The organism is Nocardia sp. NPDC059154, from assembly GCF_042755705.1.
Taxonomy (GTDB): Bacteria; Actinomycetota; Actinomycetes; order Mycobacteriales; family Mycobacteriaceae; genus Nocardia.
Window position 1 is genome coordinate 66,304 of record NZ_JBHZCS010000020.1, and the last position, 15,674, is coordinate 81,977.

Consider the following 15,674-nt stretch of genomic DNA (forward strand, 5'->3'; position numbering starts at 1 on the left):
TCCTACCGCAACACTGTGGCTCCTGCGGGGTCGCAGCATGGTGCGATGGCGCGAACGGCTTTCCTCGATGGCCGGTCGACAGGCGATGCCGCCCGAAGGTGGGCGATGGGTTGAACTCTCGACAGGCCACTTCATCGGGCCGCTGATTCCCCAATGAACTGACAGCTTCCGATGGTCTCGGTCGCCGGACACCCCGGCTACCGGGCCATGCGTAATGCCAAGTGACGCACGACAAGTCGCTTGGAATCGGTAATGAGTGGAAGAGAAGGCAGAGTCATGGTCTCTCACAGGAATGTGGACAGTTTCGCGGACTTGTTGTTCGGCGGCCGGCGCGCCGCGGCGCAACGGTACAACAGGCTGTTCGGCGAAGAAGGTTTCGACCAGGATTGGTGGGCTGCGACCAAGGACCCCGGTGCCCGTGCCTACGAGCGGTACCTGCGACTGTTGCCGAGTCTGTCGGCGGTGGAGACGGTGTCGGATCTGCGGGAGTGCCTGACCCTGCACGAGCAGTCCACGGTCGTCGATCCTCACCTGGGGGCACTGCTGACCGTGCAGGTGAACCTGGTGCTGGGCACTCTGCTCGAACAGCATTCGCGCACCGGCCAAGTGGATATTGCGCTGACGGAGCTGCTGGCGGGTCGTGCGGTCGGTGCCTATGTGCTCACCGAGGTCGGTCACGGCAGCGACCTGAACAATCTCGAGACGACCGCGGTGTACGACCCCGCCGACGGTGGTGGCTTCGTGCTGAACACGCCGACCGATGCGGCGATCAAGTTCATGCCGACGACCGCCGCGCCGCCGGTCGCGGGCGTAGCGCGATTCGGAATCGTGTTCGCGCGGTTGATCATCGGCGAGACCGCGCACGGCGTGTACCCGTTCCTGGTGTGGATGTGCGACGCCGACGGACAGGTGCGACCCGGTCTCACCATCCGCCGCATGCCCGAGAAGCCGGGGCTGGGCATGGATAACGCAATGACCCGCTTCGATAATGTCCGGGTGCCGCGCGAATGCCTGTTGTCGCACACCGGAACCCGCATCGACGCCAACGGTGAGCTGATCTCGCCGATCCCGCGCGACAACCAGGTGTGGCGTGCAATCAGCCGCGTGCGTGTGGGTCGGCTATGTATTTCGGGCATGGCCGCGGCGGTGTCGCGGGCCGCGGTGTCGATCGCCGTACGACAGTCCGCGCAGCGCGACATCGCAAGCATGGCGGGCGGGCGTGTCCCGCTGCTGGAGGTGCCGGCGCACTACGCGCCGCTGGTCGAGGCGGTGGTCGATACCTATCTCGCCACGTCCGCGGTGGAGATCGCCGTGGACGGTTTCGCCGCCGTCATCGACGCCGGAGACGACGAGCAGGGTCCGGCGCTGACGGACCTGGTGTCACTGACCAAGTACTTCGCGACCTCCACCGCGATGCGGGTGGTTGGTGAGGTGCGCGATCGGCTCGGCGCCCAGGGTGTATTCGCCCACAACAAGATCGTGGAGTATCGGGCCCTGCGCGATGCCGCGGCCACCGCCGAAGGGGACAGCTACGTGATCGCCCTGCTGGCGGGTTACCGCCGGCTGTTCGGGCCCGACGAGTGGACCCAGGATGGCTGGGACGAGCTCGAGCCCTGCGATATCGACACCCCCGACAGCTGGGTGAAGTGGATGGGCGCTCGCGCGCTGTTCCTTCAGCACCGCACGCTCGAGGCCTACGCGAACACGAGCGGCGATCGGCAGGCCCGCTGGGACCGGGTCTATGACCTGGCGTTGGCCGCCGCCGACGCGCACACCGCGCATCGTGCCGCGGTGCGGCTGGCCGAGCGTGCCGCCGATCTGCCGTCCGATTCGCGGCGGGTGATGGAGAACATGCTCACCCTCTTCGCCGTGCGTCAATGCCTGGCGCACGGCGCGGATCTGCTTCCGGACGGCCCGTTGCCCAAGACGCGAGAGTCGTTGCGGGACATGCGTGTCCAGCTGCACGAGATGCTGGCCCCGCACCTTGGCGAGTTGGTCGCGGCGTTCGAGCTCGAAACTGGTTCCTTGCGCACGGTGTACGACTCGGACAGCTATATCGAGCAGTGCGCGAACGCGCTGCGGCTCGGCTGAGGGCCCCGGCCGCACACGGCTGAGAGACGCTCGGGATGCCGGTCGGTGCGGCATCCCGAGGTGGCGGTCAGAACGGGTAGCGGACGGGCGGGAAAACCACCGGCAGGCTCGCCAGCGATCGATGGAAAGGCCCTGGCCGCCAGACGAGTTCGTCGGCCGGGCAGGCCAGCCGGAGTTCGGGCAGCCGGTCGAAGAGCTGATCGATGGCGTTCTGCGCAACCGAGAACGCGACGTCCTGGGCCGGGCAGGCATGCGGTCCGGTGCCCCAGGCGAGATGCGCGGAGTTGCCGGTGTAGCGGCCCACGATCTCGGGGTCGTTGTTGCAGGCCGCCATGCTGGTGACCACCGGCTGATTGGCGGGCAGCCACGCCTTTTCGACCATCATGGGCCGCGACGGGTAGGTGATCCCGAAGTTCGCGAGCGGCGGGTCGGTGAACAGCAACTCGTTCAACGCATCCCGCGTGGTCAGCGCCGCCACTCCGGAGAACCGTTCGTCGGTGAGCATCAGCAGCAGCGTATTGGCGATCAGGTTGGTCAGCGGCTCGATGCCGGCGCCGTAGATCGTCACCAGCTGGTGCACCAGCTCCTCATCGGTCAGATCCGCTGCGTGGATCAGCAGCCGGGTGGTGACGTCATCGCCCGGCTCCCGCCTTTTGAGGCTCACCAGGTTGCCGAGCGCGGTCACGAACAGCGCGTTGCCCTCCTCGGCCGAGTTGCCCTCGAACATCATCGCCATGCCCTGGGCGACCTGCCCGCCGATATCGGCCGGGCACCCGACCATGGCATTGAGGTAGGCGAAGGTGACCGGGAAGGCGTACTGGCTGATCAGGTCGGCCTCGCCGTCGGCGCAGAACGTATTGACCTGGGGGATCACGATCTCTTCGATCACGGCGTCGACCTGGTACATGTTGATCGCGTCGATGCTGTCGACACTGGCCTTCCGATACCGCGCGTGCTCGTGGCCCGCGCTGCGCAACGCGTTCGGCCGGTACTGCAGCATTGGCAGGATCGGGCAGTCGGCGGGAATGTCCCGCTCCCAGACACGTGGATCGGCTGGGAAGCGCTCGGAATCATTGTTGATCATGACTGCGGTGCGATAACCGATCACCAGAGTGGCGGCGATGCCGGGCGAAAGTTCCACCGGGGCAAGGGCACCGAATTTCTCGCGCATTGCGGCGTAGAAGGTGTGCGGGTCGGCGGCGAACTCGGGTGCGTACAGCGGCACCGGGATTCGGTCGAGGATGTCGGGGCCGGAATCCCCACTAGGCTGCATGTCGCCAGATCATACCCATGACCGTGGGTGACGGCGCTGCGAGATTCAGTGGCGCACATGATCGTTTCTCGGCAAGGCCTATACGGTCGGAGCGAGATTCGGGGCCGCGGGACGGTTCGCGGTTGTCGCGCCACCTGGGTGGCGGCCGCGCGTCTCGTTGGGCCGGCGAGGTACACAGGCAGCGAGGCGTGGCCAACTGAAGCCGATCATCCAGGACCTGCCAACCCCGGCCCGCAGTACCCACCCTCCGCCCGGAGTGATTGCAGCGCAGCACATCCGGCGGCCGCTCCCTCTGGCGTGATCGCCTGGATCAACATCTCGCGGTGCGGAGCGCGCAAGCTGCTTGCTACATTGAAGGCTTTGGAGACGTGCGGGAAAAGGAATAACCCCGTGAATTCGGACTATTGGTGGGATGAGGAGTCGCCGGCGGAGTCCGAGACTGCGGCGCAGCGGAGAGAGCACTGGCACGACTACGTGCTGCGTCGGCAGGGGAGTGTCGGCCTGGCATTCAACGCGCGAGACAACGGCAGCGACTTCGGTTGGAAGACGCTTGCCCAGGCAGCCGGCGACCTGCAAATCGTGCGGTTCTCTTCTGGCCCCGTGCATTACCGTCGAACCGCCCGCGATGCCAAGGGCGATGGCGACGACGGCTATCGCTTGATGGTGCCGTTACGTGGGGAGTTCAAGCTCGGGCAGGGTGACCGAGCCGAGATCTTCGGGCCGGGAACGGTCGCGTTCATCCGCTGGGACTTGCCCTTCGTCATGCTGCAGGATGAACCGCTGGAATCGCTGATCATGACTGTTCCGCGGCGTTTGGTCAGTCGCGGCCTGGCCGATCCTGCCCCGCTCGCGCTGGATGCCAGACGTCCTTTGGTTCCGATGCTGGTGAATCAGATCACTCACCTCCACGCCAACCATAGGACGTGGAACGCGCACGACTTCCGTATCGCATATCGCAGCACGCTCTCCCTGCTCGATGGGCTGCTCGACCGCACCGAGGCGCTCCCGGAGGAAAGGTATGCGTTTGTGGCCGCACGAGCCCGGGAAACGATGGAAGGCCTCGCCGACGACCTCAAGTTGACGCCGGATGCAGTTGCTCAGATGTGCGGAGTCTCCAGGAGGACGCTGTACACCGCTCTGACGAAAACGGACGGTGTCACGCCCGCTGCGCTGCTGCGAGAGATCCGCCTCGGGCGTGCGCGTGAGCGACTGTCTCACCCCGGGGCCATCGAGATGGGCCAGATTGCCGAGGCGGCGGGCTATTCGTCGGTTCGCCGGTTCAGCTCAGCCTTTCAGCGTCAGTTCGAGCTGACCCCGCAGCAGATGCGCGAACGGCTGCTCGGATAGCCGCACCGCGAAGTCGGGAAAACTGTGTTGCTGGACAACAGCATTCCCCCATTTCGTGTCCGCGACGCGGGGTGATCGCGCGCCCGGATCGACATCATGACCGTCGGCGGCTCACAACGAGCGCACGACCCGCCTTGCCAAAATGCGTCGCAAACTTGCCAGAAATGTCTCGGACTTCGCGGTTAGCGTCTTCTGTGCCCCAAGGAGGCGGCACCGACAGGTTCTACCGGCCGATGCGGTCTGTGAGCGGCCCTCGAAGGAACCAGCATTGAGCGACAGCACAGCACTCTCGACGGCAGCGCCGCCGTCACGAGGTCGCTCATCGCGCATCCGGTCGGGCTGTCCGACGAGGAGGTACTGCACCAGCTGGAGCAGCACGTCGGCCCGTCGAGATGTGCGCACGACGAAGGGGGTTGTGCGCTCATCTCCGCGGGTGCCGGTGGCGGGCGGCCGATGCGGTCTGTGAGAGGCCCTCGAAGGAACCGGCATTGAGCGACAGCACAGCCTTCTCGACGACGGCGCCGGGGGCAAAGACGCCCCCCGCGTAGCCCTTCTACACGGAGGCGTTCGCGGCCGACCCACACGGCCACTACCGGGCTATGCGCGAGCGATATGGCGCGCTGGCACCCGTGGACCTGGCGCCGGGCGTTCCGGCGCCGAAACTCATGGCCAACACCCGAGATTCGGCCCGTACCTACGGCAATTCCGATCCCATAGACGCGCTGGCCATCGCTCGCGCACCATACCTCGCTCTAGCGAGTCCCGGCGACGATGTCGAGCAACCGGCCGTGGGTGGCGGGGTCGGCTGCGGCCAGCAGGCCGTGCGGTGGAGTGTGGAGGGCTTGCCCCGTAAGGCCGGTGACCGTGCAACCGGCTGCCCGGCACACGGCGATGCCGGCGGTGAAATGGACGTCGTCGCGGAGATCGCGGTCCACGAGGTAGGCGGCGCGACGGCCCGCTGCCACCCAGACCAGGGCCAGTGAGGTGGACAGAACGCGGGGATAGAAGGCGGCAGTGAAGGACTCGTCGGCCATGAGCCGGCCAGAAGAGAACCAGTCCGTGTAGGGCGACGGGTTGTCGGCGTCGATCTCGACCAGGCGGCTCGCGGATTGGGGGAGCAGCGGGTGGTCGTTGCCGTCGCGGCGAACGGCGGCAGTGGTCCCGTCGGTCCAGAAGATCTCCCCGGAGAAGGGATCCGCCACCGCGGCCGCCGTAATGGCTTCCCCGGCGCGCAGCGCGATATTCACCGCGACAAGCGGTGTCCCCGCAGCGAAATTCCGCGTGCCGCACAGCGGATCGATCAACCAGGTGCGGTCCGAACGGGCCCCGGTGGTACCGGACTCCTCGGCGAGGAAACGATCGCCGGGACGAGCGGCCCGGAGGATATCGAGAATGGTCCGCTCGGCGGCAAGATCAGCCTGGGTAGCGAAGTCATCATCCTCCTTGCCATAGCGGGTGACCGGGCCACGGAACTGATCACGGATTACTCCGGATGCAGCTTCCGCAGCTCGAATGGCAAGGGCGACACCGGATTCCTCCATACCTGGCACCTTACTGAGGTTGAAATTCGAAATGGTTCAATGTCTGAAAACTGTTGTATCACAACCGAATTCGCCTTCTATTGCGGTCGCGATAGCGGTAGAATTAGCACATGGATTCGAAAGGGGAAACACTCGACACGTGCGGCATCGCCGAATTGGCGGCCGCCGTCGAAACCCTGTCGAATTCCGTCCTCCGCGGAAACCTGAACCCGTTCGCCGACGGTGACGTCGTGGAGTTGATGCAGCGCCTGGAATCCTGCAAACGTCAACTGTCGGCGCTGGATTCACGTCTGATCATCGAAACCTGCAACCGTTCGCTGCCCGCATCGAGTGGGGTGAAGGATGTGGTGCCGTTCCTGCGTCAGACGTTGGGATTGTCGAGGTACGACGCGTCGGTGCGGGTGAAGATCACCCGCCAGTGCGGGGAGTTCTTCGAGCCCTCCGGGCATCTGCGTCCGGCCACCTTGGCTTCGACCGCCGAAGCCTATGAGACAGGCCAGATCTCGCGTGATCATGTCCGCAACATCGTCGACGTGATGAACCACCTGCCCGCCGACATCCCCGCCGAGACGCGCGCCGAGGCCGAGGACATCCTGGTCGATCACTCCCGGGTCGGGTGGCCCGATGACCTGCCCAAGATCGGTCGCGGCATCCTCGCCCGTGTCGACCCCGACGGCAAGGTCGTCTCCGACGCCGACCGCCGTCGCCGCCGGGGTTTGATCCTGGGTCGTCCCGGGGTGGATGGCATGTCGTGGATCGAGGGCTGGATCACCCCGGAGTTGCGGGCTCTGCTCGATGCGGTGTTCGCGAAGCTGGCGCGTCCGGGCATGTGCAACATCGACGACGCCGACAGCGTTGCCGCCACGGTCAAAGTCGTCGATTCGACGGTGTTGGAGGCGGCCGCGCGTCGTGACCGTCGCGATGCCGGTCAGCGCACTCACGACGCGTTGTTCGCGCTGCTGCAGCCAGGTGTCGACCCGGCCAAGCTGGGTTCGCACCGGGGCCTGCCGGTGCAGGCCATCCTGACCATGTCCGTCGCCGATCTCGAGCGTGGTTCCGGGGTCGCGACCACCGCTTCCGGCGGCCACGTGAGCATCGACGAGGCATTGAAGATGGCCGAGGGCACCCGCCCGGTGCTGGCGGTCCTCGATGCCGACGGGCTGCCGCTGTACCTGGGCCGCTGCGAGCGCTTGGCGACTCCGGCCCAGCGGCTGGCCCTTATCGCTCGCGACAAGGGCTGTACCCGCCCGGGATGCGATGCACCCGCGAGCATGTGCGCGGTGCACCACATCACCGACTGGGCCGAGGGCGGGCCCACGGATCTGACCAATCTGACCTTGGTGTGCGATCACTGCCACGCGCTGGTCAACGACAGTGCCGAGGGTTGGAAAACCGTTGTGATGGGCAAGGATTCCCCCTATCGGGGGCGGACCGGGTGGATTGCACCGAAACGTCTCGATCTCTCCGGCACGGCTCGCGTGAACGACAGACATCACGTGGGGCAGCAGGTCGCCGCTGCCATCGAATCCAGTTGCCAGAGGTGGGGTTCACGGGTGGCGTGATTCCCGGATGACCGCCTCGGCCACTACTGTGATCGCCGACCCGGACCACGATCGCATTCGGTACCTGCGACGGCCACCACTCCGACAGCCGCCGCCACCTTTACCGCTTTACAGGCGACCGCCGTCGGGGGATCGCGACCGAAGACCAGGTGATCGCCGGCGGCGACGCCCTGGTGCTCATGCCACCTGTGGCGGCAAATCGCTGTGCTATCAGATTCCGGCGTTGGTGCGCCCGCACGTGGGCATCTCACCACTCATCGCGCTCATGCAGGACCAGGTGCACGTGCTCGATGCCGTCGGCGTGCGTCGACCAACCACATCTTCACGGCCCAAGGGCTCGGAGTCCTGACAACTGGTCGCCGCTCGTGGCCGACGCACGAGCCCACGAGGCGGGTGACCCCATCCCGGGCAGGCAGAGACCAATCCAGCCCGCTGGCCGGCTCCCTGTCCTCACCACACTGCCGCCCGCCCGCCGGGAGGTCGATCCCCGGCTCTACTGCTGATCCGCAGTGTCCCCAACGGGCGCAAGCCATCACGTGGCGACCCCAACCCCGTGATCCAAGGGAATGCCTCCTGCAGTAACCCCACATGCGGCTTCAAAGGTGAGGGGGCTGGTAGCTGCAGGCGCGGACGTGAGCCCAGCCCCTCTCTTCTCCAGGCATCTTTGTCTTTTGGCTCTTTATCTTTCGGGTTTGGGGGTGCGGGGCGGTCAGGTCCGGAGGAGCCGGACGCAACTGTCGATGGCGGTCAGTGGGCGAAGTGCCAGCGGGTGGCGCCGTGGGGGTCGGTCAGGGCCACGCCTACCGCGGTGTGGATGGTGAGGCGGTAGAGGTGCCAGGGGGCGGGTCCGGCGCTCTGGGCGCTGTAGGGTGCGGTGATCGCGTCGCCGGATCGCTCTGCGGGCCAACCGCCGGCGCGGTACACGGCGGTGACGCGATCGAGTTCGGCAGGGTCGATGATCCGGTGCGCTGCTCCGGACAGTACGAGGTCGACATCCGGGAATCGGATGGACAGTGTGCAGAACGGGTTGGTGGCCAGGTTGCGGGACTTCTTGCTGTCGGGCCCGCTGGTGAAGTAGATGTGGCCGTCGGCTTCGATGCCGCCGATCCCTGCCGAGCTCGGTTTGCCGGATGGGCTGACGGTGCCGAGGAATTGGGGAGTCTCGGGCAGCCCGATCCATGCGTCGATCGCCTTCTGGACGCGGTCCCAGGGCAGCTCGGCCTTGCCGTAGATGTTCAGGTCCTCTGCCGATACCGGATCTGCGAGCATCGTTCCTCCTCGATGGGCTGATACGAGTCGAGACGGGCCGAGACCGTCGCAATCATCGGCCCGCGGCGATCAGGATGCGACCGGGCGGAGTCGGGCGATGGCCCGGGTGCCGTGGTCGACGGAGAACCAGAGGGTGAGGGCGTCGGACGTGCGGGCGGTATGGATGTCCAAGGTTTCGCCGTACCGGATGGGCTTGTTGTATTCGAGGATGAAACGGTGCGGTCCCTGGACGAGATCCGTTGCGCCGACGGTGAATTCGTGGACCGCATGCCAGTAGGCCGTGTTGGTGATGTGCTGGAAGTGGTCGGTGTCGGTGCGGCGCAGGGGGAAACGGGTGGCGGGCGTGGGCGGCTGGGGTTCATCGAGCCATTGCCGCCAGCGCAGCCGGTGCTCGTCGGTGGTGGTGCTCATGAGCTCGAAGAATTCGTCGGCCACCCGGGACGGGCTCATCGTCTCCTTGTTCATGTGGATCCAGAAGCCCTCGGTTTCGATCAGGCCGCCGGTGTCGGAGTCGATGCGGACCCGCATGGTGCACCAGCGCGGGGAGATGCCCGAGCACCAGCGGCGGATGCGCAGCTGGGTGGGCCAGGTGATGGGGCGCAGTACGTCGATGACGGTGCGGCGCACGATCCAGTGCGGATGTGAAGCGAGGGCGCCGATGTGCGCGAGGTGGTCGACGCCGGCGTCCTGCAGGTGGCGGGCGGTGCCGTCGATGCGCAGGTACTGGTTCTCGTCCATGTCGACGGTGCCCAGGCGGCGGGTGACGTCGAAGATGTGGCCGGAGTCTGGAACGGGGGCGAGTGGCGTGGCCGACGGGTGTGCCCCGGTCAGGGTGGGATCGGCGACCTGGTTCATCGGCAGAACCTCCGGATCTTCCATCCGAGTAACGGAGCGGGAGTGCACGGAACAACTGCGGCGGCGACGCTGCACGGGAGTGTCCCCGAGCCTAGTGCAGAACCCGTAAAGACGGCGGCTGCGCGGTTCGGCGTGCCCGCGCGGTGGGTAACGTCGTGATAGATCGATGTGGACGCATCGGAGCGGAAGAGGCGAGCGCACATGGAATTGACGCCGGAGCAGGCCGACCGGGCCGCCGGGGTACTGCTGGGGACCGCGGCCGGAGACGCGCTGGGGGCAGGCTACGAGTTCACCGTGCCCGGTCCGGACGCCGAGATCCGGATGCGAGGCGGTGGCGCGTTCGCGTGGGCGCCGGGTGAGTGGACCGACGACACGGCGATGGCGGTCGCGGTGGCGCAGGCGGCCGCGCGGGTCGGGGACCTCTGCAGCCCGGAGGGGCTGGACGCGGTCGCGACCGAATTCGTGGCGTGGTGGGATTCCAGACCCAAGGACATCGGCAACCAGACCCGTGAGGTGCTGCAGTGGCGTGATCGGACCGGGCGCGCCATGCAGATGCGCGCCCACGATCTGACCGGCCTGACGGCGGGCAATGGTTCGCTCATGCGTACCGCCCCGGTCGCGCTCGCCTATCTCGACGATGCCGAGAAGTGCGGCAAGGCAGCCAAACTCGTCAGTTCGCTGACCCACTACGACATGCAGGCCATGCAGGCGTGCAAGCTCTGGACCCTGGCCATCCGCCACGCCATCCTGTTCGGCACCTATGACGGCCTGCGCGAGGCGCTGTCCCAGGTGGACACGGGTTTCTGGGAACCGTTGCTGGACAAGGCCGAAACCGGCAGCCCCGTCGACTTCCCCAAGAACGGCTGGGTGGTGCACGCCCTGCAGACGGCCTGGTGGGCCATCACCCATGCCGAAACCCTGCCCGCCGCACTGGAACTCGCGGTGCGCGCGGGCGGCGACACCGACACCACGGCGGCCATCGCAGGCGGCCTGCTCGGCGCTCGCTGGGGCGCCTCGGCCGTCCCCGCCGAATGGCTGGAGCTGCTGCACGGCTACCCGGGCTACCGCACCACGGATCTGAACGCTCTCACCCGCCAGGTCACCGAGCGCTGAATTGCTCAGTCCGGCAGGCGGACTACGCCGTCGAGGTAGCGGCGGCAGCGGCCGGTGAGCCGCACCCGGTCGCCGGTGAGGGCGCAGCGCAGGGCCCCGCCGCGCCGGGAGAGCTGGCGGGCGGTGAGGCTGGTGCGCCCGAGTTCGCGACTCCACAGCGGGGTGAGCTGGGCGTGCGCCGACCCGGTGACCGGGTCCTCGGGAATGCCCTGACCGGGTGCGAAGACCCGGGACACGAAGTCGACCTCGTCGCCGGTCGCGGTGAGAATGGCGGCGCGGTTCAATTCGGGAAAGGCCGAGAAGTTCGGACGGGATTCGCGCACTTCGTGTTCGGCGGTGACGACCAGCACCACATCGGTCCCCTCGAACGCGCGCAGCGGCCGCACCCCCAGCGCCTGCGCCAGCTGATGCGGAAGTCCGTCGTGCACATCGATTTCCACCGATGACACCGACGGCAGGTCGAGCACCAGATCGTCCCGGTCCCGATCCACCCGCAACCACCCACTGCGCGTATAGAAGTGGACCCGATCCGCCCCGGGATGCATGTCGTCCAGGATCTGCGCCGCCGCGGCCATGGTGGCGTGGCCGCACAGGTCCACTTCCACCGTCGGCGTGAACCACCGCAGATGGAAGGCGGGCGAGTTGTCCGGCGGCGCACCCGCTTCCGTCGGCAGCGCCGAGGTGTAGAAGGCCGTCTCGGCGAGATTGTTCTCCTCGGCCAGCCGCTGCAGCAGTTCGTCCGGCAGCCAGGACAGCAGCGGCATGACCGCGGCGGGATTGCCCGAGAACGGCGCGTCGGCGAATGCGTCGAGCTGATGCAGCAAGACCTCCATGGCGCTCAAGGTACCTGCGAATTCAATTACTGCCCAGGACGGCACCACCCACGGCGAGCCAAATCATGCGACCAATTCGACCGTCACCGCAGGTCCAAGCTATTCGGCTCGCCGCAATCCGGAACCGCCCCAACGTTTTCCCGGGCTGCGTGGCGGGCCTCGGCTCGCACATCGTCGACAGCGGGCTGCTGCCGACGAACGACATCGCGCTGAACATGATTCGAGCCGGGGTCGCGGCACGGCCCCGGCTCGAAACGGCTTCTGGATCAGGCGTCTTCGTCCACCGGTACCGGCGTGTGGGGCGATTCGCCGAGGTACTTGGCGCTGAGCCACCAGGCAACCTCGACCAGGACGATGCCGATTCCGCCGCACACGATGGCCAATGTCGTCAGCGCGATGTTGGACGGGTCCAGTTTGAAGAAGTGGCGGGTGAACGGGACCGCGAACAGGATCAGGTATCCCGCGATGGAACCCGCCACCAGCAGGATCTTCCACCAGTTCCACGGGCGGGCGACGATGGCCAGCACCCAGACCGCGATGATCAGCAGCGTGATCAGGGCGGTGGTGCCGGCCTGGATCTTCGCGGTCTCGCTGACGTCGGGCCCCTTGTAGGCGATCAGGTACGAGATGAAGGTCATCACGCCGATCACGACACCCGACGGGATCGCCAATCGCATGACGCGGCCGACGAATCCGGTGCGGGCGCGCTCGTTGTTGGGGGCCAGCGAGAGGATGAAGGCGGGGATGCCGATGGTGAACCAGGCGGCGATCGTCACGTGTCGGGGCAGGAACGGGTAGCCGATGGCCTTGTAGCTGAAGATCTGCGACCCGATGCCCGCGATGCCGACCAGGAAGGCCAACACCACCGAGTAGACGGTCTTGGTGAGGAACAGGTTGGAGACCCGCTCGATATTGCCGATCACCCGGCGGCCCTCGCCCACGACATAGGGCAGGGTCGCGAACTTGTTGTCCAGCAGCACGATCTGCGCCACCGCGCGGGTGGCCGGGCTGCCCGAGCCCATGGCGACGCCGATATCGGCGTCCTTGAGGGCGAGGACGTCGTTGACGCCGTCACCGGTCATGGCGACGGTGTGGCCGCGTGACTGCAGCGCACCGACCATGGCGCGCTTCTGATCCGGTCGGACGCGGCCGAACACGGTCTTGCGCTCCAGCACGTCCGCCAGCTCGTTCTGATCGGTCGGAAGTTTGCGAGCGTCGACGGGGTCGTTGCCCCCGGGCAACCCCAGCGAGGATGCCACCGCGCCGACCGACACCGCATTGTCGCCGGAGATGACCTTGGTCGAAACATGCTGGGAGGCGAAGTATTCCAGCGTCCCCTTGGCGTCGGGCCGCACCCTCTGCTCGAGCACCACCAGCGCCGCCGGGGTGACCTGCCCGGGCGCGTCGGGCGCGTCCACCGGCCGGTCGCTGCGGGCCAGCAGCAGGACGCGCAGCCCCTTGGCCCCGATGTCCTGTGCGGTGTCGGCGATCTCGGAGGCCGGGTCCAGCAGCACGTCCGGCGCACCCATCAGCCAGTTGCCGTGCTCGCCGTAGGACATGCCGCTCCACTTCTTGGCGGAGGAGAACGGCGCGACCCCGGTGGAGTCCCAGCCGGGCGCGCCCGGCAGTGCCTCCTTGATGGCCAGCACGCTGGCATTGGGCCGCGGGTCGTCGGCGGCCAGCGCGGCGAGTACCTCGCGCAGTGTCGCCTCCGGAATGTCGTTCACCGGACGGACTTCCGCGAGCCGCATGCCGTTCTCGGTGAGGGTGCCGGTCTTGTCCGCGCACACCACGTCCACCCGGGCCAGCCCCTCGATGGCGGGCAGCTCCTGCACCAGGCACTTGCGCGCACCGAGCCGGACCACGCCGACCGCGAAGGCGATGGAGGTCATCAGCACCAGGCCCTCGGGCACCATGGGCACCAGCGCGGCCACCATGCCGTTGACGGCGGGCCGCCAGGATTCCTTGGAGGAGAACAGCTGGTTGTAGATGGACAGCAGGCCCGCCGGAATCAGCAGGTAGGTAATGACTTTCAGAATGGTGTCGATGCCGCTGCGCAGCTCCGACTTGACCAGCGTGAACTTGCTGGCCTCGTCGGCGAGCTTGGCGGCGTAGGCGTCCCTGCCGACCTTGGTGGCCCGGTAGGCGCCGCTGCCCGACACCACGAAGCTGCCCGACATGATCTGCGCGCCAAGGGTTTTGTCGATGGGGTCGGCCTCACCGGTGAGCAGCGACTCGTCGACCTCGAGCAGTTCGGTCTCGATCACCTCGCCGTCGACGACGATCTGGTCGCCGGGACCGAGCTCGATGATGTCGTCGAGCACGATCTCCTGCGGCGCGACGGCGCCGGCGATGCCCTCGCGGCGCACCACGGGCTTGGCCTGCCCGACGATGGCCAGCTTGTCGAGGGTGTTCTTGGCTCGGACCTCCTGGATGATGCCGACCGCGCTGTTGGCGATGATCAGCAGCCCGAACATGCCGTCGATGAGCGAGCCGGTGGCCAGCACCAGGATGAACAGCACACCGAGGATCGCATTGATCCGGGTGAACACATTCGCCTTGACGATGTCCTTGACGGACCGGCTGGCCCGCTCCGGCACGTCGTTGGTCAGTCCGTCCCGCCGCCGCTGCTCCACCTCGGCGGAGGTGAGCCCCAGCGCGGGTGGGCTGGGTGGACTAGCTGCCTGCGCAGTAATCGACATGCCCTCCACAGTAAAGGGCGACCAAAGAAACTGACCCGTAGCTGCCCGTCACGCGCGGGATAGGCGTGTGAGGATCATCCTATGTATTCGCTGTCGTGACGTTTGTTGCGCGGGCTAACGTAATCGGGTGGCGGAAGGACCGGGGAACTCGGACGCAGCGGTCGACACGACTCGGCGGGATCGGCCGACGGGACACGAGGGCGCCCGGGACGCGGGCATCGCCTTCGGCATCGGAGCGTATTTCATCTGGGGACTGTTTCCGGCCTTCTTCGGACTGCTGTCCTTCGCGAGCGCGGGCGAGGTCCTGGTCGAGCGGATTCTCTGGACGCTGGTGGTCTCGCTGCTGGTGATGACGCTCGCCGGGCGGCTGGGGGAGCTGCGGCGGATCGATGCGCGGACCTGGCGGTTGGCGGCCGTGGCATCGACGGCGATCTCGATGAACTGGGGCGCGTACGTCTACGGCGTGATCTCGCATCACGTGGTGGAGTGTGCGCTGGGGTATTTCATCAATCCGCTGGTGACGGTGGCGTTCGGGGTCATCGTCTTCCGGGAGCGGCTGCGGGCTCCGCAGTGGGTCGCGCTTGGGCTGGGGGCCACCGCGGTGATCGTGCTGACCATCGATTACGGCCGGCCGCCGTGGATCGCATTGATCCTGGCCTGTTCCTTCGCCACCTATGGGCTGGTCAAGAAGGTGATTCGGCTCGACGCGCTACCCGGCTTGGCGGCAGAGGGATTGGCGGCCGCACCGTTCGCGCTGATCGCGGTGATCGTGATCGCGGTGACCGGCAACGCGACCTTCGGTTCCTCACTTCCGCATACGGGATTGCTCATGCTGACCGGCCCGGTCACCCTCGTGCCACTGGTGTTGTTCGCGCTGGCGGCCCCGCGAGTGCCGTTGTCCACCATGGGAATTCTGCAGTACCTCACGCCCGGGCTGCAGCTGGCCTGGGGTGTGGCGGTGGGGCACGAGCCCATGCCCGCGTCCCGCTGGGCGGGGTTCGCGCTGATCTGGCTGGCGCTGGCCATCTTCACCGTCGACGCGCTGCGCCGCTCCCGCCGCCCCGTGGTCGCCGTCCCGCAATAGCGCG

Annotated in this window: 11 protein-coding genes; 5 read left to right on the forward strand and 6 right to left on the reverse strand. The window is 67.0% G+C overall.

From position 1 onward, the window contains the following. The first annotated feature begins 276 nt into the window (after nt 1–276). Nucleotides 277–2,091 (forward strand): acyl-CoA dehydrogenase family protein, encoded by a 1,815-nt coding sequence (locus ACFXN1_RS18980; protein WP_379439983.1) that lies wholly within the window; start codon nt 277–279, stop codon nt 2,089–2,091. A 67-nt stretch (nt 2,092–2,158) separates the two neighbouring features. Here ACFXN1_RS18980 and ACFXN1_RS18985 read toward each other — a convergent pair whose 3' ends face one another. After that, entirely contained in the window at nt 2,159–3,364 is a 1,206-nt protein-coding gene (locus ACFXN1_RS18985; RefSeq protein WP_379439984.1) for a cytochrome P450, read from the reverse strand. A gap of 390 nt (nt 3,365–3,754) precedes the next feature. On the opposite strand from ACFXN1_RS18985, the gene ACFXN1_RS18990 reads away from it, so the two are divergent. After that, on the forward strand, nt 3,755–4,711 hold the full coding sequence (locus ACFXN1_RS18990; protein WP_379439986.1) for an AraC family transcriptional regulator: 957 nt from the start codon (nt 3,755–3,757) through the stop codon (nt 4,709–4,711). A gap of 752 nt (nt 4,712–5,463) precedes the next feature. Here ACFXN1_RS18990 and ACFXN1_RS18995 read toward each other — a convergent pair. Then, a complete protein-coding gene (locus ACFXN1_RS18995) occupies nt 5,464–6,252 on the reverse strand; it encodes an inositol monophosphatase family protein (protein ID WP_379439987.1) in 789 nt (262 codons plus the stop codon). Between the two features lie 110 nt (nt 6,253–6,362). Between ACFXN1_RS18995 and ACFXN1_RS19000 the strand changes: the two genes are divergently transcribed. Then, nucleotides 6,363–7,814 (forward strand): DUF222 domain-containing protein, encoded by a 1,452-nt coding sequence (locus ACFXN1_RS19000; RefSeq protein WP_379439989.1) that lies wholly within the window; start codon nt 6,363–6,365, stop codon nt 7,812–7,814. A gap of 747 nt (nt 7,815–8,561) precedes the next feature. Here the strand turns inward: ACFXN1_RS19000 and ACFXN1_RS19005 are convergent. After that, the gene (locus ACFXN1_RS19005) at nt 8,562–9,083 is read right to left on the reverse strand and encodes a pyridoxamine 5'-phosphate oxidase family protein (RefSeq protein ID WP_379439991.1); all 522 of its coding nucleotides are present in this window, start codon (nt 9,081–9,083) and stop codon (nt 8,562–8,564) included. Between the two features lie 69 nt (nt 9,084–9,152). Further along, nucleotides 9,153–9,938 (reverse strand): acyl-[acyl-carrier-protein] thioesterase, encoded by a 786-nt coding sequence (locus ACFXN1_RS19010; RefSeq protein WP_379439992.1) that lies wholly within the window; start codon nt 9,936–9,938, stop codon nt 9,153–9,155. A 201-nt stretch (nt 9,939–10,139) separates the two neighbouring features. Between ACFXN1_RS19010 and ACFXN1_RS19015 the strand changes: the two genes are divergently transcribed. After that, nucleotides 10,140–11,051, forward strand: coding sequence for an ADP-ribosylglycohydrolase family protein (locus ACFXN1_RS19015; RefSeq protein ID WP_379439994.1), 912 nt, complete (start codon nt 10,140–10,142; stop codon nt 11,049–11,051). 5 nt (nt 11,052–11,056) lie between these two features. On the opposite strand, the gene ACFXN1_RS19020 is transcribed toward ACFXN1_RS19015, so the two are convergent. Then, nucleotides 11,057–11,884 (reverse strand): PhzF family phenazine biosynthesis protein, encoded by an 828-nt coding sequence (locus tag ACFXN1_RS19020; RefSeq protein ID WP_379439996.1) that lies wholly within the window; start codon nt 11,882–11,884, stop codon nt 11,057–11,059. Between the two features lie 266 nt (nt 11,885–12,150). Then, nucleotides 12,151–14,586, reverse strand: coding sequence for an HAD-IC family P-type ATPase (locus tag ACFXN1_RS19025; RefSeq protein ID WP_379439997.1), 2,436 nt, complete (start codon nt 14,584–14,586; stop codon nt 12,151–12,153). 217 nt (nt 14,587–14,803) lie between these two features. On the opposite strand from ACFXN1_RS19025, the gene rarD reads away from it, so the two are divergent. Then, nucleotides 14,804–15,670, forward strand: coding sequence for an EamA family transporter RarD (gene rarD / locus ACFXN1_RS19030; protein WP_379440039.1), 867 nt, complete (start codon nt 14,804–14,806; stop codon nt 15,668–15,670). Nucleotides 15,671–15,674: the final 4 nt, after the last annotated feature.

Excerpts from the sequence above, each read along its gene's own strand:
- ACFXN1_RS18980 (WP_379439983.1), top strand. The coding sequence starts at position 277 with ATGGTCTCTCACAGGAATGTGGACAGTTTCGCGGACTTGTTGTTCGGC.
- ACFXN1_RS18985 (WP_379439984.1), bottom strand. The coding sequence starts at position 3,364 with ATGCAGCCTAGTGGGGATTCCGGCCCCGACATCCTCGACCGAATCCCG.
- ACFXN1_RS18995 (WP_379439987.1), bottom strand. The coding sequence starts at position 6,252 with ATGGAGGAATCCGGTGTCGCCCTTGCCATTCGAGCTGCGGAAGCTGCA.
- ACFXN1_RS19000 (WP_379439989.1), top strand. The coding sequence starts at position 6,363 with ATGGATTCGAAAGGGGAAACACTCGACACGTGCGGCATCGCCGAATTG.
- ACFXN1_RS19005 (WP_379439991.1), bottom strand. The coding sequence starts at position 9,083 with ATGCTCGCAGATCCGGTATCGGCAGAGGACCTGAACATCTACGGCAAG.
- ACFXN1_RS19010 (WP_379439992.1), bottom strand. The coding sequence starts at position 9,938 with ATGAACCAGGTCGCCGATCCCACCCTGACCGGGGCACACCCGTCGGCC.
- ACFXN1_RS19015 (WP_379439994.1), top strand. The coding sequence starts at position 10,140 with ATGGAATTGACGCCGGAGCAGGCCGACCGGGCCGCCGGGGTACTGCTG.
- ACFXN1_RS19020 (WP_379439996.1), bottom strand. The coding sequence starts at position 11,884 with ATGGAGGTCTTGCTGCATCAGCTCGACGCATTCGCCGACGCGCCGTTC.
- ACFXN1_RS19025 (WP_379439997.1), bottom strand. The coding sequence starts at position 14,586 with ATGTCGATTACTGCGCAGGCAGCTAGTCCACCCAGCCCACCCGCGCTG.